Genomic DNA, 21,687 nt, shown 5'->3' with positions numbered 1-21,687 from the left:
ATCATGAGTTTGCTCAATATCGGGATGTCGGGGCTCAATGCCGCCCAGGGATCGTTGTCGGTCTTAAGTAACAATATCGCCAACGTCAACACCCCGGGATACTCGCGTCAGCAGACCACCCAGAACGCCAGTGCGTCGAATGCGTTCGGCGGCGTCTTCATTGGCACCGGTACAACCCTGGCGGATGTGCGCCGGGTGTACAACGACTACCTGAACACCGCTTACCAGAACAGCACCGCCCTCAATAGCGATGCCAACGCCTACCTGGGCCAGGCCAGTGCGATCGACAAGACCCTGTCGGACAAGAGCACCGGCATGTCGGCCGTGCTCAGTGCCTTTTTTGCATCTGTGCAGACCGCTGCGGCCACCCCAAGTGATGTGTCGGCCCGGCAACTGCTGGTGACCAGCGCCCAGACCTTGAGCAACCGCTTCAACGCGATTTCCTCGCAGTTGAACCAGCAGAAAGAAAGCATCAACGGCCAATTGAGCACCATGAGTGATCAGGTCAACAAACTGACCTCCTCGATTGCGTCCCTGAACAAACAGATCGCCCAGGCCCAGGGCACGGCGACCACCGCACCTGCCAACCTGCTGGATGCGCGCACCGAAGCGGTCCGCTCGCTCAATGAGCTGGTCGGTGTCACGGCCACTGAAAAGAACGGCCAGCTCAGTGTGACCACCGGTACCGGGCAATCACTGGTCGAAGGTGATATAGCCAACACCATTTCGGCAGTGCCGAGCAAGACCGACAACAGCCAGTACACCATCCAGATCAACATGGGCAGCACGTCCATGGACATCGGTTCGGTGGTCAGCGGTGGCAGCATTGGCGGCCTGATGCGCTATCGCAGCGATGTGTTGATGCCGGCCATCAATGACTTGGGTCGCCTGGCCATTGTCGCCTCCGATACCATCAACAACCAGTTGGGCCAGGGCCTGGACCTCAACGGTGATTTTGGGTCCTCGCTGTTCACCGATATCAACAGCGCCGCCGCCATTGCCCAGCGTAGCCAGGGGGCAGCGGGTAACAGTGCCGGCTCCGGCAACCTGAACGTGTCGATTGCCGACAGCAGCAAGCTGACCACCTACGACTACAAGGTCACGTTTACCAGTGGCAACCTGTACAACGTGACCCGGTCCGACGGCCAGTCCATGGGCTCGTTCGACACCAACACCACCCCGCCGCCGGTGATTGACGGTTTTACCCTGGCATTGAATGGCAATGGGCCGATGGCGGCCGGTGACAGCTTCAAGGTCAGCCCGACCAGCAATGGCGCCAGCGGGATCGGTGTTGATCTGACAGACCCGAATAAACTCGCGTTTGCCGCGCCATTGGCAGGTGTTGCCGGCAAGAACAGCGGTACCGGCACGTTCACGCCGCCGCAGTTGACTGTGCCTCTGGATATCCACGGCGGTGCCGATACCGCCCAATTGCGCACCGGGATCGAAAACTCGATGCCGGTGAAAATGGTGTTCGGCGATAAGGCCGCGGACGGCACCCAGCCGTACACCGTCAGCGATGCCCAGGGTAACCCGATCGGCAGCGGCAGCATCATCCCGGGCCAGGGCAACAAGATCACCATCAACGTGCCGATGCGCGATGCCACCGGCGCCGTGATCCCGGGCAAGAGCTTCAGTTTTGATACCACCGTTGGCGGCTCGCCTGCCAAGGACGACAGCACCACGTTCTCCTTCAACAGTGGCGCGACCTCCGACGGCCGCAACGCCCAGTCGCTGCTGGACCTGCAAACCAAGTCAACCGTCGGCGTGACGGACGGCAACGGGGGCGTGAGCCTGGTCAGTGCCAACAGCCGCCTGGTATCCCAAGTGGGTTCCAAGGCCGCCCAGGCCACTACCGACAGCACCGCTACCGGTGCGCTGCTGACCGCGAACAAGGCGGCTGCCAACTCGGTGTCCCAGGTCAACCTGGATGAAGAGGCGGGCGACATGATCAAGTTCCAGCAGTACTACACCGCCTCGTCGCAGATCATCAAGGCGGCGCAGGAAACCTTCAGCACACTGATCAACGCACTTTAAGGGAGTCTGGGACGATGCGTATTTCGACACAGCAGTATTACGACACCAGCTCCAGCAAGTATCAGGATAACTATTCGAGCGTGGTGAAGGCCCAGGACCAGGCGAGTTCCGGGGTTCGGGTGCAGACGGCCGCGGATGATCCGGTGGCCGCCGCCCAGTTGCTGATGTTGCAACAGCAGAAAGACATGCTGGGGCAGTACAACACCAACATCACCACCTTGAATAACTCGCTGACCAACGAAGAAAGTGTGCTGCAAAGCATCAATACCGCGCTGCAGACAGCCCAGGGGTTGGCGCAGCAGGCCGGTAACATCGGCAAGAGCGATGACGATCGCAAGGCGCTTGCCGCCCAGGTCGGCGCGCTTGAGGACCAGGTGCTGGGTTTGCTCAACTCCAAGGACTCCAGCGGCAACTACATGTTCTCCGGTGCCAAGACCGATACGCCGCCGTACACTCGCAACAACGATGGCACCTACAGCTACCAGGGTGACGAGACGCCCCTGAGCCTGCAGATTTCGAACAACCTGTCGATCTCCATGGGCGATACCGGCAAGGCGCTGCTTGAGAGTTCATCCAACACCGGTCGCACCCAGGCCACGTTGCTGCCGCCTGCCGTGAATGACGGCACGGTGGGCATCTCGGCGGGCCTGATCACCTCCAGTACGACGTTTGCCAAGAGCTTTTCCGATGGCCAGCCGTATAAGCTGACCTTCGCCAGCAGCACCCAGTACAGCGTGACCGACAAGGACGGCAACGATGTCACGTCGGAGATCACCGGCAACGGTACGTTCGACTCCACCAAGGAAGGCTCCTCCAGCATCAGCCTGCGGGGCGTCACGTTCGACATTCGGCTGAACCTGGGCAAGGACGTTGCGCCGGGCGCGGCTTCTGATGCGCTGGTGGCAGGCAAGGAATTCAGCCTGGCAACCAAGCCGGACAGCTTCAGTGTCTCGCGCACGGCCAGCAATGCGTCCACCGCGCAACTGACCGGTGGCAGCGTCACGGACCAGGCGGCGTATACCAACACCTTTCCCAACTCGGGAGCGGTGATCCGGTTCACCAGCGGCACCGATTACCAGGTGTTCGCCCAGCCGTACAGCGCCAACAGCAAGGCCATTGCCTCCGGGACCATGGCGGCCGGCGCGACGTCGATCACCACGGCCGGCGTGACCTTTGGGGTGAGCGGCACGCCGGGCGCCGGTGACCAGTTCTCGGTCGGTGCCACCAGCAACAAGAACATGAATGCCCTGGACACCTTGAGCCAGTTGCGCAAGGCCCTGGAAACCCCGGCAGACGGCAACCCGGTCGCCTTGAACAACCTCAAGGACGTGGTCGCCACCAGCATTGGCAACCTGGGCAACGCTTCGGCGCAGATCGACCAGGTGCGCGGCTCCATTGGTGCGCGCCAGAATGCGATCGATATACAGGACACGGAAAACACCAGCCTGGGCCTGGCCAATACCTCCACCATGTCGTCGCTGGCGAACGTTGATATGGGGCAGGCCGCCATTGACCTGACCTTGCAGCAGACCATGCTGCAGGCTTCGCAACTGGCATTCGTGAAAATCTCCCAACTGAGCCTGTTCAGCAAGATGTGATTTTCGGCGGCGGCACCCGGCGGCTCACCCTGGAAACGGGGTGGGCCGTTGTTGTTTTTGGGGCTTGTATGTCTCCGTGTTTCGCACAAAGCGCAGAAAATTGAGTGACCTGTGAGTCATAAAGCGCATCTTCACTGTATCGTGTGAAAAGGATAGGTCGTCGCCAGGTCTCTGCGAGGGCCTGCCGCCAAGGTATAAAGGCGGTTTTCGGCGAGTTTTTTGCGGGGTTATCCCCATTATTGTCAGCGCCCGGCGACGTGTTTCGCGGGGTGTTCTCCAGCTATTTAGTATTGGGAAGCCACAATGATTGGCATAAAAAGCATCGCCAGTTACGTGCCGGCAGACGGGATCGATAACTACGCCCAGGGTGCCAAATTCGCCAAGGATGAAGAGTTCATCATTGGCAAGATCGGGTCGGCGTTCCTGCCGCGCAAGGATGCCGCGCAGGAAACCTCCGATCTGTGCGTCGAGGCGGTCAACGCCTTGTTTGCCAACAACCCCGATTTGAAGCGCGAATCCATTGACGCGCTGATCGTCGTTACCCAGAACGGCGACGAAGAGGGTTTGCCTCACACCGCGGCCATCGTCCAGGACAAACTGGGCCTGCCGACGCACGTGGCGGCCTTTGATATTTCCCTGGGCTGCTCGGGCTACGTCTACGGCATCTATGCGATGAAGGGCTTCATGGAAGCCACCGGCCTGAAAAACGGCCTGTTGGTGACTGCCGACCCGTACTCGAAGATCGTCGACCCGGAAGATCGCAACACCACCATGCTGTTCGGCGATGCCGCAACCGCCACCTGGATGGGTGAAGATGCGCCCTGGCAGTTGGGCAAGTCCAAGTTCGGCACAGACGGTTCCGGTGCGCCGCACCTGAAGGTCAGCGACGGTGTGTTCTTCATGAACGGCCGCCAGGTGTTCAACTTCGCCTTGCTCAAGGTGCCGGCGCATTTGCACGAGCTGCTCAACGAATCGGACCTCAAGGCTGACGAGATTGACGCCTTCTGCATTCACCAGGGCAGCGCGGCGATTGTCGACGCCGTGGCCCGGCGTTTCGAAGATGCACCGGTGGACAAGTTCATCAAGGATATGGTCGAGACCGGCAACACGGTGTCGTCGAGCATTCCGCTCCTGCTTGAAAAGCACATGCTCGACTCCACCTGGAAGCGCGTAGCCATCAGTGGTTTTGGTGTGGGCTTGTCCTGGGGTTCGGCGATTCTGCACCGCCCTTGAAGCTTTAAAGGCGCTGCACACAAAAACGCCCATGATCGAAAGATCATGGGCGTTTTTTATTTGGCGCCAGAAAACCCAGCATTTGCTGGGGTTTGGGCTATCGTAAATGCTTGAATTAAAAGGGGTGGCACGGTGCTAGTAAAAAAAATCAAAAAAGTCCTCAAGCAACCTGCTTTCACGACGATAACTATTACGAAGGTTCTCTAGGCCACACCCGGCGGTTGCCAGGGCCGGAAGCCGCAGTAAACAACCCCACGAGGATTTCGTCATGGCTTTAACAGTAAACACTAACCTTGCTTCGTTGAACGTTCAGAACAACCTGAACAAGGCTTCCGGCGCCCTGCAAACCTCCATGCAGCGTCTGTCTTCCGGCCTGCGTATCAACAGCGCCAAAGACGATGCGGCCGGCCTGCAAATCTCCAACCGTCTGACCAGCCAGATCAACGGCCTGGGCGTTGCAATCAAAAACGCCAACGACGGCAGCTCGATTGCTCAGACCGCTGAAGGCGCCATGCAGCAGTCCACCAACATCCTGCAAAGCATGCGTACCCTGGCTCTGCAATCCGCCAACGGCTCGCCAAGCGCTGAAGACCGTAAGTCGAACCAGGCTCAATACGCAGCACTGACTGCTGAATTGACCCGTATCGCTACCACCACCACCTTCGGTGGCAAGAACCTGCTGGACGGTTCTTTCGGTACCACGTCGTTCCAGGTCGGCGCCAACGCCAACCAGACCATCGACATGAGCATCGGTAACGTTGCAGCCAACAACATTGGTTCGCAGCAACTGAAATCGGTAGGCGTTCCGCCAAGCGCTGCTGGCGTTGTTGGCGGCCCGATCACCGTTACCGGTGGCGGCCAGAGCACCACCGTAACCATCGCTCCTAGTGCTTCTGCCAAGCAGATTGCTGCTCAAATGAACGGCGCTGTCGGTGGCCTGGCTGCAACTGCCAGCACCATTGCCCAGTTCACCGTTGACGACGCTGCCATTGCTGCTGCAACGCCTGCCAGCGCCAACTTCACCCTGAAAGTAGGCTCCGGTACTGCGGTCCAGTTCACTGGCGTGACCAGTGCTTCCGACCTGGCAGACCAACTGAAGTCCAACGCTGCCAAGCTGGGCATCACCGTTAACTACGATTCGACCACTCAAGCCCTGTCGGTCAAGTCCGATACCGGTGAGAACCTGACCTTCAACGCTGGCGACGCCGGTGCTGTTGCCGGTATCAAGGTTGCGACCCTGGATGGTAGCGGTGTTGCCGGTACTGCCGTTGCTCTGGACGCTGGTCCGATCATCGCCACTGGTGCAGTTTCGCTGAACTCCTCCAGCAGCTACTCGCTGAGCGGCACTGGTGTGGCTGGTATCTTCGCAGCAACCGGTACCAACGCTGCCAACTCCACCAAAACCACCGTCAACAACACTGACATCACCACTGCTGCCAACGCACAGAACTCGATCGACGTGATCACCCAGGCGATCTCGGACATCGACTCCCAGCGTGCCGGCCTCGGTGCTGTACAAAACCGTTTCGACAACACCGTTGCCAACCTGCAGAGCATCTCGGACAACTCCAGCGCCGCTCGCGGTCAGATCCAGGACGTTGACTACGCTGCTGAAACTGCTCAACTGACCAAGCAACAAACCCTGCAACAGGCTTCCACTGCGATCCTGTCCCAGGCCAACCAACTGCCATCCGCTGTACTGAAGCTGCTTCAGTAATAGCCATCGGTAGATGAATGACGGAAGGGCGCGTTTACGTGCCCTTTTGTCTTTTGCGTGATGAGGAGATTGGACATGGACATGAGCGTCAAGTTGAACCTGTCTTATCCTGCTGCCCCAACGCCACAGAGTGCGCCTGCGCCTGTGACTGCCGACGCGCAGACCCCCAAGGTCGACGCAACCGTCGCAGCAGTAAAGCCCAAGCAGGAAACGAAACCGGATGACCTGGAAAAGGCCGTCAAGGATATTCGAGAATTCGTCCAGGCTGCCCAGCGCAAACTGGATTTCACCATTGATGACTCCACCCATCAGGTGGTGGTCAAAGTCATTGCAACCGAGAGCGGCGAAGTCATTCGCCAGATCCCTTCGGAAACCGCATTGAAACTCGCACAAAGTCTTCACGACGCCAGCAGCTTGTTGTTTGACGCCAAAGTCTGAGCTGGCATGAATTTTGTTGCTGTAGCTGCTTGAGGCGCCGTCCGTCAAGAAAGCGCCAGCCCCGTATCAGGAGAAACATCATGGGTGATATATCCGTCAGCGGCCCGGTCACGGGCATTGACACCCAGTCTATCGTTACGGCCTTGGTGAACGCTGAGCAGGCGCCCAAGCAGTCGCAGATCAACAAGCAGACGCAGACGCAGACCGCCCAGTTGTCCTCGATTGGCAAGATTCAAGCGGCTCTGGATGCGTTCCGCGGTGCCATGGACACCATGGCCAAGGACGCCAGTATCGGCGGCCTGACGGCAGCGACCTCGGATGCCAGTGTTTCCACCGTCACGTTGGGCGCGGGTGCCTCCACGGGTAGCTACCAATTGGTGGTCACTCAATTGGCAACGGCCTCGAAGATTGCTACCACGACGTTCGCGGGTGGGGCCAATAGCGTCGTCAATAAAGGTTCTACCGCGACGACCCTGGAGATTTCCCAGTCGGGTCAGAGTTATGGGGTCAGCGTTGCACCGGGCGCGACGTTGCAACAAGTGCGTGACTCGATCAACGCGCAATACAGCAGCGCAGGCCTGAGTGCCAACATCCTGACTGACGCCACCGGTTCGCGCCTGGTCGTGACGTCGTCCAATACCGGCGCCGGCACGGACATTACCCTTGGCGGTAATACCGGCCTGGAAACCGGCACTACGGTCGTCAACGGCCCACCGGTCAATGCGAAATACACCATCGACGGTACCGCCCAGGAATCCAAGAGCAATACCCTGACCGAAGCGATCAGTGGCGTGAGTATCAAGTTGACTGCCGTGTCGCCTTTGCCCACGGGGCAGACAGGAGACGCCAATCGGACAGCCTCGACCATCAGCGTCACGCGCAGCACCGACACCCTCAAGAGTTCGGTAAAGGGTTTTGTCGACACCTATAACGCCTTGATCACCGCGATGAACACGGAGACCGCCGTCACCACCAACGCGGACGGTTCCACCACGGCGGCTGCGCTGACCGGCGATTCCACCCTGCGCGGCCTGCAGACCGCCGTGCGTACTCAGTTGAACGCATTGGCGGGCACTGGCACGCTGAAGTCCCTGGCCCAGTTTGGCGTGAACACTGACCAGACAACCGGCAAGCTGAGCATCGACGACAAGCTGTTCGGTGCGGCTATCTTGACCAACCCCACCGACATCGGCGGTATCTTCAACGGTGACAATGGCCTGCTGGCGCGTATGAAAACCGCGACCGACAGCTATGCAGTGACCAACACCGGCGTCCTGGCTACACGTTCTTCGACTCTGTCGGCAAACCTCAAGGACCTGCAAAACCAGCAGGACACCCTGACCGCGCGCATGGCCGCCCTGAAGACCAGCCTGACGGCCAAATACACCACGATGAACAGCCTGGTGGCACAGCTCACCGCTCAACGCTCCAGCGTAATGACCACCCTCGACGCGCTGAACAATCCCAAGACCACCTGATCCTCGGTGAGGTCGCCCGCTGAAGTGAAGGCTTTAGCGGGCGCGACCTCCAGCAGACCGCCGGCTTAAAGTTTTTTGCGACGCCGTCGACATATTGGTCAGAGCCCATTCTTTTTAGCTGTTGCCTGTCACGAGGTAGAAACATGAATCCCATGAGAGCCCTTCGCCAATACCAGAAGGTCAATTCCCATGCCCAGGTCTCCGAGGCTAGCCCGCACCGTCTGGTTCAAATGCTGATGGAAGGCGCGCTGGACCGCATGGCCCAGGCCAAGGGCGCCATGGCTCGTGGCGATATCGCGCAAAAGGGCCTGTTGCTGGGCAAGGCGATCGATATTTTGATTGGTTTGCGTGACGGCCTGAACCCGGAAAAAACCGATGATCCGGCCGCCTTGCAGCAATTGGATAACCTGTACGCCTACATGACCACGCGTTTGCTCGAAGCCAATACCAAGAGCGATGTCGCGATGATCGACGAAGTGGCCGGCTTGATGATTACACTCAAGGAAGGCTGGGACGGTATTGCAACACTGTAGGCCTGCTGGCCTGAGGAAGATGTTATGAGTCACGCCCTGCAACGGATTGACGAGACCCGCGAAGCCTTGATGGACGCATTGGCCGCACGTAACTGGGACGCCATTGGCGAACTGGACCTGGGGTGTCGTGCAGTGATTGATGAGGCGCTGGTGAACGCGCCGGTGGACGAGGATGCCCTGCGGGAAAAACTGGAGAGCCTGCTGGCGGTGTATCAGCAGCTGCTTGAGGTGACGACCGGGGAGCGTCAGGCGATTTTCGAGGAGATGTCGCAGATCAACCGAGCGGAAAGCGCGTCAAAGGTTTACCATCTGTTCGGCTGAAGGCTCAGTTAATCCGAACAAAGCGCGTCATAAATTTGACTGTGCACGATTTTTTGACTTAACTAGTGCTATTTTCAGACGTCAGAAAGCCGTAGCGCAGAAAATGCCTACAGCAATCTAGATTGCCCCAACTCGAGGGCATTAAGTTTTACTAGGGAAGTTGCTATTGCATGTGGCGTGAAACCAAAATTCTGCTGATCGATGACGATAGCGTTCGGCGCCGCGACCTGGCGGTGATCCTGAATTTTCTTGGCGAAGAAAATCTACCCTGCGGCAGCCATGACTGGCAGCAGGCGGTCAGCTCTTTGTCGTCGAGCCGTGAAGTCATTTGTGTGCTGATCGGGACGGTAAACGCTCCTGGCGCATTGCTGGGCTTGTTAAAGACACTGTCAACCTGGGATGAGTTCCTTCCGGTGTTGCTGATGGGCGATATTTCTTCTGTGGACCTTCCGGAAGATCAGCGCCGCCGTGTTCTTTCCACCCTCGAAATGCCCCCCAGCTACAGCAAATTGCTCGACTCCCTGCACCGTGCCCAGGTGTACCGCGAGATGTACGACCAGGCCCGCGAGCGCGGCCGTCACCGCGAACCCAACCTGTTCCGCAGCCTCGTCGGCACCAGCCGTGCGATCCAGCACGTGCGCCAGATGATGCAGCAAGTGGCCGACACCGACGCCAGCGTGCTGATCCTCGGCGAGTCCGGTACCGGCAAGGAAGTGGTCGCGCGCAACCTGCATTACCATTCCAAGCGTCGCGACGGGCCCTTTGTGCCGGTCAACTGCGGGGCGATCCCGGCAGAGCTTTTGGAAAGCGAACTGTTCGGCCACGAGAAGGGCGCCTTTACCGGGGCGATCACCAGCCGTGCCGGGCGTTTTGAGCTGGCCAACGGCGGCACCCTGTTCCTCGACGAAATCGGCGACATGCCACTGCCGATGCAGGTCAAGCTGCTGCGGGTGTTGCAGGAGCGTACCTTCGAGCGTGTGGGCAGCAACAAGACCCAAAGCGTCGACGTGCGCATCATTGCCGCCACCCACAAAAACCTCGAAAGCATGATCGAGGTCGGCAGCTTCCGCGAAGACCTGTACTACCGCCTCAATGTATTCCCGATCGAAATGGCGCCCCTGCGCGAGCGCGTCGAAGACATCCCGCTGCTGATGAACGAACTGATCTCGCGCATGGAGCACGAAAAGCGCGGCTCGATCCGTTTCAACTCGGCGGCGATCATGTCCCTGTGCCGCCACGGCTGGCCGGGCAACGTCCGTGAGCTGGCCAACCTGGTGGAGCGCATGGCGATCATGCACCCGTACGGGGTGATTGGCGTGGTCGAGCTGCCGAAGAAATTCCGCTACGTCGACGACGAAGACGAGCAGTTGGTGGACAGCCTGCGCAGCGACCTGGAAGAGCGCGTGGCCATCAACGGCCATACGCCGGACTTCGGTTCAACCGCCATGCTGCCGCCGGAAGGCCTGGACTTGAAGGACTACCTCGGCAGTCTCGAGCAAGGCCTGATCCAGCAGGCGCTCGACGACGCCAATGGCATCGTCGCCCGTGCCGCCGAACGCCTGCGCATCCGCCGTACCACCCTGGTGGAAAAGATGCGCAAGTACGGCATGAGCCGAAAAGAAGGTGATGAACAGGCGGATGATTGACGCCTGTTTTTCAAACCGCTGAATTTTCAGCGGTTTTTTTTCGGCACGGGTATTGCTACAGCACTCGCAACGTTCCGTTTAACTGACGGTCAGCCAAGCGAGAGAGCATGATGCCCCACGCCGCCCAACTATCTTCGGTCCCCGACACCCAGGGGCCTGCCCCCTCCGTGGAACAGATCAGCCGCCTTGGACTTGAGCAGGCGTTTTCCCTGTTCAACCAGATGTCCAGCCAGTTGACTGACTCCTACAGCCTGTTGGAAGCGCGGGTGTCCGAGCTTAAAGGCGAGTTGGCGGTGGTCAGCGCCCAGCGCATGGAAGAGCTGGCCGAAAAAGAGCGCCTGGCCAACCGTCTGCAAAACCTCCTCGACCTGTTGCCCGGTGGCGTCATCGTCATCGACGACCAGGGCCGCGTGCGCGAAGCCAACCCGGCAGCCTGCGACATGCTGGGCCTGCCGCTGGAAGGCGAGTTGTGGCGTGAGGTCATCACCCGCTGCTTCGCGCCGCGAGAAGACGACGGCCACGAAATCTCCCTCAAGGACGGGCGCCGCCTGTCCATCGCCACCCGCTCCCTGGATGCCGAGCCCGGCCAGTTGGTGCTGCTCAACGACCTGACCGAAACCCGTCACCTGCAAGACCAACTGGCACGCCATGAGCGCTTGTCATCGCTGGGGCGGATGGTTGCTTCTCTGGCGCATCAGATTCGTACGCCGTTGTCCGCCGCGCTGATTTACGCCAGTCATTTGACTGATGAGCAATTGCCGGTCGCCACTCACCAGCGTTTTGCCGGTCGCCTCAAGGAGCGCCTGCATGAACTGGAGCACCAGGTTCGCGACATGCTGGTGTTTGCCCGTGGCGAATTGCCGCTGACCGACCGCGTCACCCCGGCCGCGTTGATGCAATCGCTGCAAGCTGCTGCCGCCACCCACATCCAGGAAGCGTCAGTCCGTTGGCAGTGCGACAGCCATCACGGCGAGTTGCTGTGCAACCGCGACACCCTGGTGGGCGCGCTGCTCAACCTGATCGAAAACGCGACCCAAGCCAGTGGCCCCGGGGCGCGGCTCAAAGTGCACCTGTATAACCGCGGCGACACCCTGCGCCTGGGTATCAGCGACAGCGGTAGCGGGATTGATCCGGTGGTGCTGCAACGCCTGGGCGAGCCTTTTTTCACCACCAAAACCAACGGTACCGGCCTGGGCCTGACCGTGGTCAAGGCCGTCGCCCGTGCACATCAGGGAGAATTGCAGCTGCGTTCCCGGTTGGGTCGCGGCACGTGCGCGATGATCACGCTGCCGCTGTTTTCATGCGCTGTCGGCGCGGAGTAAAAGGTCATGGCTATCAAGGTTCTATTGGTTGAAGACGATCGCGCCCTGCGTGAAGCATTGGCTGACACGCTGTTGCTGGCGGGCCATGACTACCGGGCGGTCGGTTCTGCCGAAGAGGCCTTGGACGCGGTAGAGCAGGAGTCCTTCAGCCTGGTGGTCAGTGACGTGAACATGCCGGGCATGGATGGCCACCAGTTGCTCGGCCTGTTGCGTGCACGCCAGCCGCAATTGCCGGTGCTGTTGATGACCGCCCACGGCGCCGTAGAGCGTGCCGTCGACGCGATGCGCCAGGGCGCCGCGGATTATCTGGTCAAACCCTTCGAGCCCAAAGCCTTGATCGAACTGGTTACCCGGCATGCCCTGGGCACCCTGGGCGTTGCCGACGGCGAAGGCCCGATCGCCTTCGAACCGGCCAGTGCGCAACTGTTGGAGCTGGCGGCCCGTGTCGCCCGCAGCGATTCCACGGTGTTGATCTCCGGCGAATCCGGCACCGGCAAGGAAGTGCTGGCGCGCTACATTCACCAGCAATCCCACCGTGCCAGCCAGCCGTTCATTGCGATCAACTGCGCGGCCATCCCCGACAACATGCTCGAAGCCACTTTGTTCGGCCATGAAAAGGGCTCGTTCACCGGCGCCATCGCGGCCCAGGCCGGCAAGTTCGAACAGGCGGACGGCGGCACCATCCTGCTGGACGAAATTTCCGAAATGCCCTTGGGCCTGCAAGCCAAATTGCTTCGGGTATTGCAGGAGCGCGAAGTGGAGCGGGTGGGCGCGCGCAAGCCGATCCAGCTGGACATCCGCGTGGTTGCCACCACCAACCGCGACCTGGCGGGCGAAGTGGCGGCGGGGCGCTTCCGTGAGGATCTGTTCTACCGGCTCTCGGTGTTCCCGCTGGCCTGGCGCCCGTTGCGCGAGCGCCCGGCCGACATCATCCCGCTGGCCGAGCGCCTGCTGAGCAAGCACGTCAATAAAATGAAGCATGCCCAGGCGCGCCTCTCGGCCGACGCCCAGGCCTGCCTGGTCAGCTACCCATGGCCCGGCAATGTGCGGGAACTGGACAATGCGATCCAGCGGGCGTTGATTTTGCAGCAGGGCGGTTTGATCCAGCCTCAGGATTTCTGCCTGGCCATGGGCACAGGCGGCGCGCCGCTCCCCACGCTGGCGACCGCGCCGCACGTTGAGGCCGTGCCTGCCGAGTCCGCCGGTGCCTTGGGCGACGACCTGCGCCGCCGCGAATTCCAGATGATCATCGACACGCTGCGCTCCGAGCGCGGCCGCCGCAAAGAGGCCGCCGAGCGCCTGGGCATCAGCCCGCGCACCTTGCGCTACAAGCTGGCACAGATGCGCGATGCCGGGATGGACGTGGAAGCCTATCTTTACGCCACTTGAGAATTCTCGAAGCCGACAGGGTTAGTCGCCTTTTCTTACGAATTGCCACGGAGCTGGCACCCTTGTTGCTACCACCCCAGTAACCGTTGCGTAGTGTCAAAAAATTGCGGGTCGTCGGAGAGAACGTTCATGAGCCAAGGTGTTGAATTCAATCGGTTGATGTTGGATATGCGGTCCATGCAAATGGATGCCATGTCTCAACCGAAATCCGCCGCGCAAGCCGTACCGGAATTGGGCCAGAGCAGCTTTGCCGACATGCTCGGCCAGGCCATCAACAAGGTCAGCGATACCCAGCAGGCTTCCAATCAGTTGGCGACTGCCTTCGAGATCGGCAAAAGCGGCGTGGACCTCACCGACGTGATGGTCGCCTCGCAAAAAGCCAGCGTTTCATTCCAGGCCTTGACCCAGGTGCGCAACAAGCTGGTTCAAGCCTATCAAGACATCATGCAGATGCCGGTTTAAGGACGATTTGAGTCATGGCAGAAGCAGTCGTGGATAACGCACCCGCCAAGGCAGACGGCAAGCCGCCGCTGTTTGGCCTGTCGTTCCTGGAAAACCTCTCCGAGATGACCATGCTGCGTCAGGTGGGCCTGATGGTCGGCCTGGCTGCCAGCGTGGCGATTGGTTTTGCCGTGGTGCTGTGGTCCCAGCAACCGGATTACCGCCCGTTGTACGGTAGCCTGGCGGGCATGGATTCCAAGCAGATCATGGAAACCCTGGCGGCAGCAGATATTGCCTACACCGTCGAACCGAATTCCGGCGCCCTGTTGGTCAAGGCTGATGACGTGGCTCGGGCGCGGATGAAACTGGCGGCAGCCGGTGTCACCCCGTCCGACGCCAATATCGGCTTTGAGATCCTCGACAAGGACCAGGGCCTGGGCACCAGCCAGTTCATGGAAGCCACCCGCTACCGTCGCGGCCTGGAAGGCGAACTGGCGCGTACTATTTCCGCGTTGAACAACGTCAAGGGCGCCCGCGTGCACCTGGCGATTCCGAAAAGCTCGGTGTTTGTGCGCGACGAGCGCAAGCCCAGCGCCTCGGTACTGGTGGAACTGTTTGCCGGCCGCTCCCTGGAGCCTGGCCAGGTATTGGCGATCATCAACCTGGTGGCCACCAGCGTTCCCGAATTGAGCAAGTCGCAAATCACCGTGGTCGACCAGAAGGGCAACCTGCTGTCCGACATGGCAGAGAACTCTTCGCTGACCATGGCCGGCAAGCAGTTCGACTACAGCCGTCGCATGGAAAGCATGCTGACCCAGCGCGTGCACAACATCCTGCAACCGGTGTTGGGTAATGATCGCTACAAGGCTGAAGTGTCGGCCGACGTGGATTTCAGCGCGGTCGAATCGACCTCCGAGCAGTTCAACCCGGACCAGCCGGCCCTGCGCAGCGAGCAGTCGACCACCGAACAACGCACCGCCAGCAATGGCCCGCAAGGCGTGCCGGGTGCCCTGAGCAACCAGCCGCCAACCCCGGCTACCGCCCCGCAAACCACCGGTGGCGCTGCCGCTACCGCAGGCGCAGTGCAACCTGGCCAGCCGCTGCTGGACGCCAACGGCCAGCAGATCATGGACCCGGCCACCGGCCAGCCGATGCTGGCGCCGTACCCGGCCGACAAGCGTCAACAATCCACCAAGAACTTCGAACTTGACCGTTCCATCAGCCACACCAAACAGCAACAGGGCCGGATCAATCGCCTGTCGGTGTCGGTGGTGGTGGATGACCAGGTCAAGGTCAACGCCGCTGACGGCGCCGTCACCCGTGCACCGTGGAGCGCCGATGAATTGGCGCGCTTCACTCGCCTGGTACAGGACGCGGTGGGCTTCGATGCCAGCCGTGGCGACAGCGTCAGCGTGATCAACATGCCGTTCTCCGCCGAGCGTGGCGAAGTCATCGCCGAGGCAGCGTTCTATACTCAGCCGTGGTTCTGGGACATCGTCAAGCAAGTGCTGGGTGTGCTGTTTATCCTGGTGCTGGTGTTCGGCGTGCTGCGTCCGGTACTCAACAACATCACCGGCCATGGCAAAAAACAGCTGGCCCTGGCCGGTGGCGACGTCGAGTTGGGTGGCATGGGTGGTCTCGATGGCGAACTGGCCAACGACCGCGTAAGCCTTGGTGGCCCGCAAAGCATTCTGTTGCCGAGCCCGAGCGAGGGTTATGACGCTCAGTTGAACGCAATCAAGAGCCTGGTGGCCGAAGACCCGGGTCGTGTGGCCCAGGTCGTGAAAGAGTGGATTAACGCAGATGAGTGATGCTCGAGTCGCCGTAGCCAAACTCTCCCGGGTCGACAAAGCCGCCGTGCTGTTGCTGTCCCTTGGGGAAACCGATGCAGCCCAAGTGCTGCGTCATATGGGCCCCAAAGAGGTTCAGCGGGTAGGCGTGGCCATGGCGCAGATGCGCAATGTGCACCGCGAGCAGGTCGAGCAGGTGATGAGTGAGTTCGTCGAGATCGTCGGCGACCAGACCAGCCTGGGCGTCGGCTCCGACAGCTACATTCGCAAGATGCTCACCTCGGCCCTGGGCGAAGACAAGGCCAACGGCCTGATCGACCGCATCCTGCTGGGTGGCAACACCAGCGGCCTCGACAGCCTCAAATGGATGGAACCGCGGGCCGTGGCCGACGTGATCCGCTACGAACACCCGCAGATCCAGGCGATCGTGGTGGCGTATCTCGACCCCGACCAGGCCGGTGAAGTGCTTGGCCATTTCGACCACAAGGTGCGCCTGGACATCATCCTGCGCGTTTCGTCGCTGAACACTGTGCAGCCGGCGGCCTTGAAAGAACTGAACACGATTCTCGAGAAGCAGTTCTCGGGCAATTCCAACGCTTCGCGTACCACGTTGGGCGGCATCAAGCGTGCGGCCGACATCATGAACTTCCTCGACAGCTCGGTAGAAGGCCAGTTGATGGACTCGATCCGCGAGATCGACGACAGCCTGTCGGTGCAGATCGAAGACCTGATGTTCGTGTTCAACAACCTCTCCGATGTCGACGACCGTGGCATCCAGGCGTTGCTGCGCGAGGTCTCCTCCGACGTGCTGGTGCTGGCCCTCAAAGGCTCCGATGAAGGCGTCAAGGAAAAGATCTTCAAGAACATGTCCAAGCGGGCTTCCGAACTGCTGCGCGACGACCTCGAGGCCAAGGGCCCGGTGCGCGTCAGCGACGTGGAAACCGCGCAGAAAGAAATCCTCACCATTGCCCGCCGTATGGCCGAAGCCGGAGAAATCGTTCTCGGCGGGAAGGGCGGCGAAGAAATGATTTAAGGCGCCGCGCATGTCGAACAAAGATGAGACGCCCAGCGATCTGATTCGCGCACGGGACGTCGGAGGGTTCGACGTCTGGTCGCTGCCCAGTTTCGACCCGCATCGCCCGGAGCCTGAGCCCGAGCCGGTAGAAGAGCCCCCGGCCGAGATGGAAGAGGTGCCGCTGGAAGAAGTCCAGCCACTGACCCTGGAAGAGCTGGAAAGCATTCGCCAGGAAGCCTACAACGAAGGCTTTTCCACCGGCGAGAAAGACGGTTTTCGCAGCACCACGCTGAAGGTCCGCCAGGAAGCCGAGGCGGCGCTCAGCGTCAAGCTCGCCAGCCTGGAAACCCTGATGGGCAGCCTGTTCGATCCGATTGCCGAGCAGGATTCGCAGATCGAAAAAGCCATGGTCGGGCTGGTGGAGCACATCACCCGCCAGGTGATCCAGCGCGAGCTGGCCCTGGACTCCACGCAAATCGAAGGTGTGATGCGCGAAGCGCTCAAGCTGCTGCCCCTGGGCGTCGGCAACGTGCGGCTGTACATCAACCCCCAGGATTTCGAACAGGTCAAAGCCCTGCGCGAGCGCCATGAAGAAACCTGGCGCATCGTCGAAGACGCCGCGCTGCTGCCCGGTGGTTGCCGGGTGGAGACCGAACACAGCCGCATCGACGCCACGGTAGAGACGCGCATCACTCAGATCATGGCCAAGCTGTTCGACCAGTTGCACGAGCAGGCGCTGCACCCCGCAGAGCCGGACTTGAGCGTCGAACTGGACACCCCCGATGCGCCTTGATCGCACCAGCTTCGCCAAGCGCCTGGGTGGCTATGCCGAAGTCACCGAGTTGCCGGGCCAGCCGATCCTGGAGGGCCGCCTGCTGCGCATGGTCGGCCTGACCCTGGAAGCCGAAGGCCTGCGCGCCGCCATGGGCAGCCGCTGCATGGTGATCAACGACGACAGCTACCACCCGGTGCAGGTCGAAGCCGAAGTGATGGGCTTCTCCGGCAGCAAAGTATTCCTGATGCCCGTCGGCAGTGTTGCCGGGATTGCCCCCGGTGCCCGTGTGGTGCCACTGGCCGACACCGGCCGCCTGCCCATGGGCATGAGCATGCTCGGCCGCGTGCTGGATGGCGCCGGTCGCGCCCTCGACGGCAAGGGCGGGATGAAGGCCGAAGACTGGGTGCCCATGGACGGCCCGACCATCAACCCGCTCAAGCGCAACCCTATCAGCGTGCCGCTGGACGTGGGCATTCGCAGCATCAACGGTTTATTGACGGTGGGTCGCGGCCAGCGCCTGGGCCTGTTCGCCGGTACCGGCGTGGGTAAGTCAGTGTTGCTGGGCATGATGACGCGCTTTACCGAGGCCGACATCATCGTGGTAGGGCTGATCGGCGAGCGGGGCCGCGAGGTGAAGGAATTCATCGAGCACAGCCTGGGCGAAGAAGGCCTCAAGCGTTCTGTCGTGGTCGCCTCACCGGCGGATGACGCGCCGCTGATGCGCCTGCGTGCCGCGATGTACTGCACACGCATCGCCGAATATTTTCGCGACAAGGGCAAGAACGTCCTGTTGCTGATGGACTCCCTGACCCGTTTCGCCCAGGCCCAGCGGGAAATCGCCCTGGCCATCGGCGAGCCGCCGGCCACCAAGGGCTATCCGCCGTCGGTGTTCGCCAAGCTGCCCAAGTTGGTGGAGCGCGCCGGTAATGCCGAGGCCGGTGGGGGTTCGATCACCGCGTTCTACACCGTGCTGTCGGAAGGCGATGACCAGCAAGACCCGATTGCCGACTCGGCGCGGGGCGTACTCGACGGGCACATCGTGCTGTCCCGGCGCTTGGCCGAGGAAGGACACTACCCGGCCATCGACATCGAAGCCTCCATCAGCCGGGTGATGCCGTCGGTGGTCACCCCTGAGCACATGATGCGCGCGCAGCAGTTCAAGCAGCTGTGGTCGCGCTATCAACAGAGCCGCGACCTGATCAGCGTGGGCGCCTACGTGGCCGGCGGTGATCGCGAGACTGATCTTGCGATCGCCTTGCAACCGCAACTGGTGACCTACCTGCGCCAGGGGCTCAACGACAAGATCAGCATGGGTGAAAGCGAGGCGCACCTGGGCACCATCTTCGCGCCGGCGCCGGGCGGATAAGCCATGGCCAACACCCGCGCCGCACGCCTTGCCCCGGTGGTGGACATGGCCGAAAAAGCCGAAAAGACCGCCGTCCAGCGTCTGGGTTACTTCCAGGGCCAGGTTCGCCTGGCGGAAAGCAAGCTGGGTGACCTGGAGCGCTTTCGCGGCGAGTATCAGCAGCAGTGGATCGAGCGCGGCAGCAAGGGCGTCTCCGGTCAATGGCTGATGGGTTACCAGGGCTTTCTCAACCAGCTTGAGACCGCCGTGGGCCAGCAGCGCCAGAGCCTGGCCTGGCACCAGGCCAACGTCGACAAGGCCCGCGACAGCTGGCAACAGGCCTATGCCCGGGTCGAGGGCCTGCGCAAACTGGTGCAGCGCTACATCGACGAAGCCCGGGCGCTGGAAGACAAGCGCGAGCAGAAGTTGCTCGATGAGCTGTCCCAGCGTCTTCCTCGCCAAAACCCCTATTAACCACGCCGCCGCTCCTACATGGATTTGCCCACTGCCCCATCACCTGCTAAACCTTGTTGCACATTGCCAATGACAAGGAAGCAGTCGTATGTCAGTCGAATCAGAAGTGTCCCTGGACGGGACGAAGTTGACGATCACCGTCAGGGGGCGATTTGATTTCGGTAGCCACCAGGCCTTTCGTGATGCCTACGAGCGGTTCTACAAGGTGCCCGAGATCTACGTGGTGGACTTGAAGGAAACCACCTACATGGACAGCTCGGCCCTGGGCATGCTCCTGCTGTTGCGTGACCATGCCGGTGGCGACAATGCCGAAGTGCAGGTGATCAACAGCAACTCCGATGTGCGCAAGATCCTCGCCATTTCCAACTTCGACAAACTGTTCGACCTCACTTGAGCGTCCTGGCCCCGGTCCTTGAGGCGCTGACGGTATTGATCGCCGAAGACAGCGCCGCCGACCTGCTGTTGCTGTCGACCATCGTACGCCGACAGGGCCACCAGGTGATCACGGCCAGCAACGGTGAAGAGGCGGTGGCCGTGTTCATCCGCGAGCGGCCGCAGTTGGTGCTGATGGACGCGCTGATGCCGGTGATGGACGGCTTCGAGGCGGCCCGGCAAATCAAGCAGCTGGCGGGGGAGGCGCTGGTGCCGATCATCTTTCTCACTTCCCTTCGCGAGAGCGAAGCCCTGGCCCAGTGCCTGGATGCCGGCGGCGACGACTTCCTGGCCAAGCCCTACAGCCAGGTGATCCTGGCGGCGAAGATCAACGCCATGGACCGCCTGCGTCGCTTGCAGGCCACGGTGTTGCAGCAACGCGACCTGATCGCCCGGCATCATGACTACCTGCTGCAGGAACAGCGGGTGGCCAAGGCGGTGTTCGACAAGGTGGCCCACTCCGGCTGCATCAATGCCGCGCCGAATATTCGCTACGTGCAATCACCCTATGCGCTGTTCAACGGCGATCTGCTGCTGGCCGCCTACACGCCGTCGGGGGATATGCATGTGCTGCTGGGGGATTTTACCGGCCACGGCTTGCCGGCGGCGGTCGGCGCCATGCCGCTGGCGGAAGTGTTCTACGGCATGACCGCCAAGGGCTACGGCCTGGCGCAGACGCTGCGGGAGATGAACGCCAAGCTCAAGCGCATCCTGCCGGTGGACATGTTCTGTTGCGCCACCTTGCTGTGCCTCAGTGCCCAGCGACGGGCGGTGGAAGTGTGGAACGGCGGGATGCCCGAGGGCTACGTGCATGAAGTCACCACCGGCAAGCGCACGCCGCTGGTGTCGCGGCATTTGCCATTGGGTGTGCTGGCGGCCGAGGCGTTTGATGACCGCACGGAAGTCTGGCCGATGGCGTTGGGCGACCGGGTGTTCTTGCTGTCGGATGGCGTGCTGGATACGGCCGACGCCCATGAGCAGTTGTTTGGCGCCGAGCGCTTGCAGCAGGTATTCGCCGCCAACCGCGAGCCGGATCGGTTGTTTGAAGAGATCGAACAGGCCCTGGCTGGTTTTCGCGGCGAGGTGCGCGATGACATCAGCATGGTGGAGATCAGCCTGCAGGCGGGCGAGGTTTTGCGTTCGCCGTCGGTGGTGTATTCCGACAGCGGCCAGTCGTCTCCGCTGGATTGGTCGGTCAGCTTTGAATTTCGGGCTGAGACGCTTAAGTCCTACAACCCTTTGCCCTATTTACTGCAACTGTTGTTGGAGATTCATGGGCTGCGGGAGCAAAGCGGTGCGTTGTATAGCGTGATGGCGGAGTTGTATTCCAATGCCCTGGAGCATGGCGTGTTGGGGCTGGATTCGCGGCTCAAGCGCGATGCCCAGGGGTTTGCCGCCTATTACCGCGAGCGCAATGAGCGGCTGGCGCAGTTGAACAGCGGGTATGTGCGGGTGCACCTGAATGTGGTGCCGACCGGGGAGGGCGGTTGCCTGACGCTGCGAATCGAGGACAGTGGGGCGGGGTTTGATGTGGATAAGGTGCTGGCCAGGCCGCTGGATGTTGACCGTCTGTCTGGTAGGGGGTTGAGCCTGGTGCGCCAGTTGAGCAGCGATGTAGGCTGGTCCGACGGCGGGCGGTGTGTGTGCGTGGAGTTTTCATGGAAGGCTCTGGCATAATCCGCCGATTCTTGATCAAGGAGCGA

At 61.1% G+C, this 21,687-nt stretch carries 19 protein-coding genes; all 19 read left to right on the top strand.

Features of this window, described 5'->3' with window-relative positions; all coding sequences use genetic code 11:
* The first annotated feature begins 3 nt into the window (after positions 1–3).
* The 19 genes from flgK to V3W39_RS11640 all read left to right on the top strand — a co-directional run bounded on the left by flgK (position 4) and on the right by V3W39_RS11640 (position 21,661).
* Positions 4–2,037 carry a flagellar hook-associated protein FlgK gene (gene flgK / locus V3W39_RS11730; protein ID WP_330212669.1) on the top strand — a complete coding sequence of 678 codons (2,034 nt, stop codon included), beginning with the start codon at positions 4–6 and terminating at the stop codon, positions 2,035–2,037.
* A gap of 14 nt (positions 2,038–2,051) precedes the next feature.
* Positions 2,052–3,635, top strand: coding sequence for a flagellar hook-associated protein 3 (locus tag V3W39_RS11725; protein ID WP_330212668.1), 1,584 nt, complete (start codon positions 2,052–2,054; stop codon positions 3,633–3,635).
* A 303-nt stretch (positions 3,636–3,938) separates the two neighbouring features.
* Positions 3,939–4,868 carry a ketoacyl-ACP synthase III gene (locus V3W39_RS11720; protein WP_003214601.1) on the top strand — a complete coding sequence of 310 codons (930 nt, stop codon included), beginning with the start codon at positions 3,939–3,941 and terminating at the stop codon, positions 4,866–4,868.
* A gap of 268 nt (positions 4,869–5,136) precedes the next feature.
* Positions 5,137–6,585 (top strand): flagellin N-terminal helical domain-containing protein, encoded by a 1,449-nt coding sequence (locus tag V3W39_RS11715; RefSeq protein WP_259195956.1) that lies wholly within the window; start codon positions 5,137–5,139, stop codon positions 6,583–6,585.
* A gap of 75 nt (positions 6,586–6,660) precedes the next feature.
* Entirely contained in the window at positions 6,661–7,023 is a 363-nt protein-coding gene (locus V3W39_RS11710) for a flagellar protein FlaG (RefSeq protein WP_259195955.1), read from the top strand.
* Between the two features lie 80 nt (positions 7,024–7,103).
* A complete protein-coding gene (gene fliD, locus V3W39_RS11705; RefSeq protein ID WP_259195954.1) occupies positions 7,104–8,501 on the top strand; it encodes a flagellar filament capping protein FliD in 1,398 nt (465 codons plus the stop codon).
* Positions 8,502–8,644: 143 nt separating this feature from the next.
* Entirely contained in the window at positions 8,645–9,034 is a 390-nt protein-coding gene (gene fliS / locus V3W39_RS11700; RefSeq protein WP_026077955.1) for a flagellar export chaperone FliS, read from the top strand.
* A gap of 24 nt (positions 9,035–9,058) precedes the next feature.
* Entirely contained in the window at positions 9,059–9,355 is a 297-nt protein-coding gene (locus V3W39_RS11695; RefSeq protein ID WP_259195953.1) for a flagellar protein FliT, read from the top strand.
* A gap of 170 nt (positions 9,356–9,525) precedes the next feature.
* A complete protein-coding gene (locus V3W39_RS11690) occupies positions 9,526–11,001 on the top strand; it encodes a sigma-54 dependent transcriptional regulator (RefSeq protein WP_177043028.1) in 1,476 nt (491 codons plus the stop codon).
* Positions 11,002–11,111: 110 nt separating this feature from the next.
* On the top strand, positions 11,112–12,323 hold the full coding sequence (locus tag V3W39_RS11685) for a sensor histidine kinase (protein WP_259196046.1): 1,212 nt from the start codon (positions 11,112–11,114) through the stop codon (positions 12,321–12,323).
* Positions 12,324–12,329: 6 nt separating this feature from the next.
* On the top strand, positions 12,330–13,712 hold the full coding sequence (locus V3W39_RS11680) for a sigma-54-dependent transcriptional regulator (protein WP_177043030.1): 1,383 nt from the start codon (positions 12,330–12,332) through the stop codon (positions 13,710–13,712).
* A 129-nt stretch (positions 13,713–13,841) separates the two neighbouring features.
* The gene (gene fliE, locus V3W39_RS11675) at positions 13,842–14,174 is read left to right on the top strand and encodes a flagellar hook-basal body complex protein FliE (protein WP_010166049.1); all 333 of its coding nucleotides are present in this window, start codon (positions 13,842–13,844) and stop codon (positions 14,172–14,174) included.
* A gap of 14 nt (positions 14,175–14,188) precedes the next feature.
* Positions 14,189–15,964: a flagellar basal-body MS-ring/collar protein FliF gene (gene fliF, locus V3W39_RS11670; protein WP_010166051.1), complete on the top strand. Its 1,776-nt coding sequence runs from the start codon at positions 14,189–14,191 to the stop codon at positions 15,962–15,964.
* On the top strand, positions 15,957–16,976 hold the full coding sequence (fliG, locus tag V3W39_RS11665; protein WP_177043031.1) for a flagellar motor switch protein FliG: 1,020 nt from the start codon (positions 15,957–15,959) through the stop codon (positions 16,974–16,976). The genes fliF and fliG overlap by 8 nt, the downstream gene beginning before the upstream one ends.
* Before the next feature lie 10 nt (positions 16,977–16,986).
* A complete protein-coding gene (fliH, locus tag V3W39_RS11660) occupies positions 16,987–17,751 on the top strand; it encodes a flagellar assembly protein FliH (RefSeq protein WP_177077274.1) in 765 nt (254 codons plus the stop codon).
* Complete coding sequence (fliI, locus tag V3W39_RS11655) at positions 17,741–19,099, top strand: flagellar protein export ATPase FliI (protein WP_087694334.1); 1,359 nt, start codon at positions 17,741–17,743, stop codon at positions 19,097–19,099. The genes fliH and fliI overlap by 11 nt, the downstream gene beginning before the upstream one ends.
* Before the next feature lie 3 nt (positions 19,100–19,102).
* Complete coding sequence (fliJ, locus tag V3W39_RS11650) at positions 19,103–19,552, top strand: flagellar export protein FliJ (RefSeq protein ID WP_008434833.1); 450 nt, start codon at positions 19,103–19,105, stop codon at positions 19,550–19,552.
* An 88-nt stretch (positions 19,553–19,640) separates the two neighbouring features.
* Complete coding sequence (locus tag V3W39_RS11645) at positions 19,641–19,946, top strand: STAS domain-containing protein (RefSeq protein ID WP_177043034.1); 306 nt, start codon at positions 19,641–19,643, stop codon at positions 19,944–19,946.
* Entirely contained in the window at positions 19,943–21,661 is a 1,719-nt protein-coding gene (locus tag V3W39_RS11640) for a SpoIIE family protein phosphatase (RefSeq protein ID WP_330212667.1), read from the top strand. The genes V3W39_RS11645 and V3W39_RS11640 overlap by 4 nt, the downstream gene beginning before the upstream one ends.
* Positions 21,662–21,687 lie beyond the last annotated feature (26 nt).

Source organism: Pseudomonas sp. Z18(2022) (genome assembly GCF_036346535.1).
In the GTDB taxonomy this organism is placed as follows: Bacteria; Pseudomonadota; Gammaproteobacteria; order Pseudomonadales; family Pseudomonadaceae; genus Aquipseudomonas; species Aquipseudomonas yamanorum_A.
This window is presented reverse-complemented; position numbering and strand designations above follow the sequence as displayed.

Bases quoted from the DNA above. Each gene is read 5' to 3' on its own strand.
- fliJ (WP_008434833.1), top strand. From the start codon at position 19,103: ATGGCCAACACCCGCGCCGCACGCCTTGCCCCGGTGGTGGACATGGCC.
- fliI (WP_087694334.1), top strand. From the start codon at position 17,741: ATGCGCCTTGATCGCACCAGCTTCGCCAAGCGCCTGGGTGGCTATGCC.
- fliH (WP_177077274.1), top strand. From the start codon at position 16,987: ATGTCGAACAAAGATGAGACGCCCAGCGATCTGATTCGCGCACGGGAC.
- V3W39_RS11715 (WP_259195956.1), top strand. From the start codon at position 5,137: ATGGCTTTAACAGTAAACACTAACCTTGCTTCGTTGAACGTTCAGAAC.
- V3W39_RS11710 (WP_259195955.1), top strand. From the start codon at position 6,661: ATGGACATGAGCGTCAAGTTGAACCTGTCTTATCCTGCTGCCCCAACG.
- V3W39_RS11725 (WP_330212668.1), top strand. From the start codon at position 2,052: ATGCGTATTTCGACACAGCAGTATTACGACACCAGCTCCAGCAAGTAT.
- fliF (WP_010166051.1), top strand. From the start codon at position 14,189: ATGGCAGAAGCAGTCGTGGATAACGCACCCGCCAAGGCAGACGGCAAG.
- V3W39_RS11680 (WP_177043030.1), top strand. From the start codon at position 12,330: ATGGCTATCAAGGTTCTATTGGTTGAAGACGATCGCGCCCTGCGTGAA.
- fliE (WP_010166049.1), top strand. From the start codon at position 13,842: ATGAGCCAAGGTGTTGAATTCAATCGGTTGATGTTGGATATGCGGTCC.
- fliS (WP_026077955.1), top strand. From the start codon at position 8,645: ATGAATCCCATGAGAGCCCTTCGCCAATACCAGAAGGTCAATTCCCAT.
- V3W39_RS11695 (WP_259195953.1), top strand. From the start codon at position 9,059: ATGAGTCACGCCCTGCAACGGATTGACGAGACCCGCGAAGCCTTGATG.
- flgK (WP_330212669.1), top strand. From the start codon at position 4: ATGAGTTTGCTCAATATCGGGATGTCGGGGCTCAATGCCGCCCAGGGA.
- V3W39_RS11685 (WP_259196046.1), top strand. From the start codon at position 11,112: ATGCCCCACGCCGCCCAACTATCTTCGGTCCCCGACACCCAGGGGCCT.
- V3W39_RS11645 (WP_177043034.1), top strand. From the start codon at position 19,641: ATGTCAGTCGAATCAGAAGTGTCCCTGGACGGGACGAAGTTGACGATC.
- V3W39_RS11690 (WP_177043028.1), top strand. From the start codon at position 9,526: ATGTGGCGTGAAACCAAAATTCTGCTGATCGATGACGATAGCGTTCGG.
- fliD (WP_259195954.1), top strand. From the start codon at position 7,104: ATGGGTGATATATCCGTCAGCGGCCCGGTCACGGGCATTGACACCCAG.
- V3W39_RS11720 (WP_003214601.1), top strand. From the start codon at position 3,939: ATGATTGGCATAAAAAGCATCGCCAGTTACGTGCCGGCAGACGGGATC.
- fliG (WP_177043031.1), top strand. From the start codon at position 15,957: ATGAGTGATGCTCGAGTCGCCGTAGCCAAACTCTCCCGGGTCGACAAA.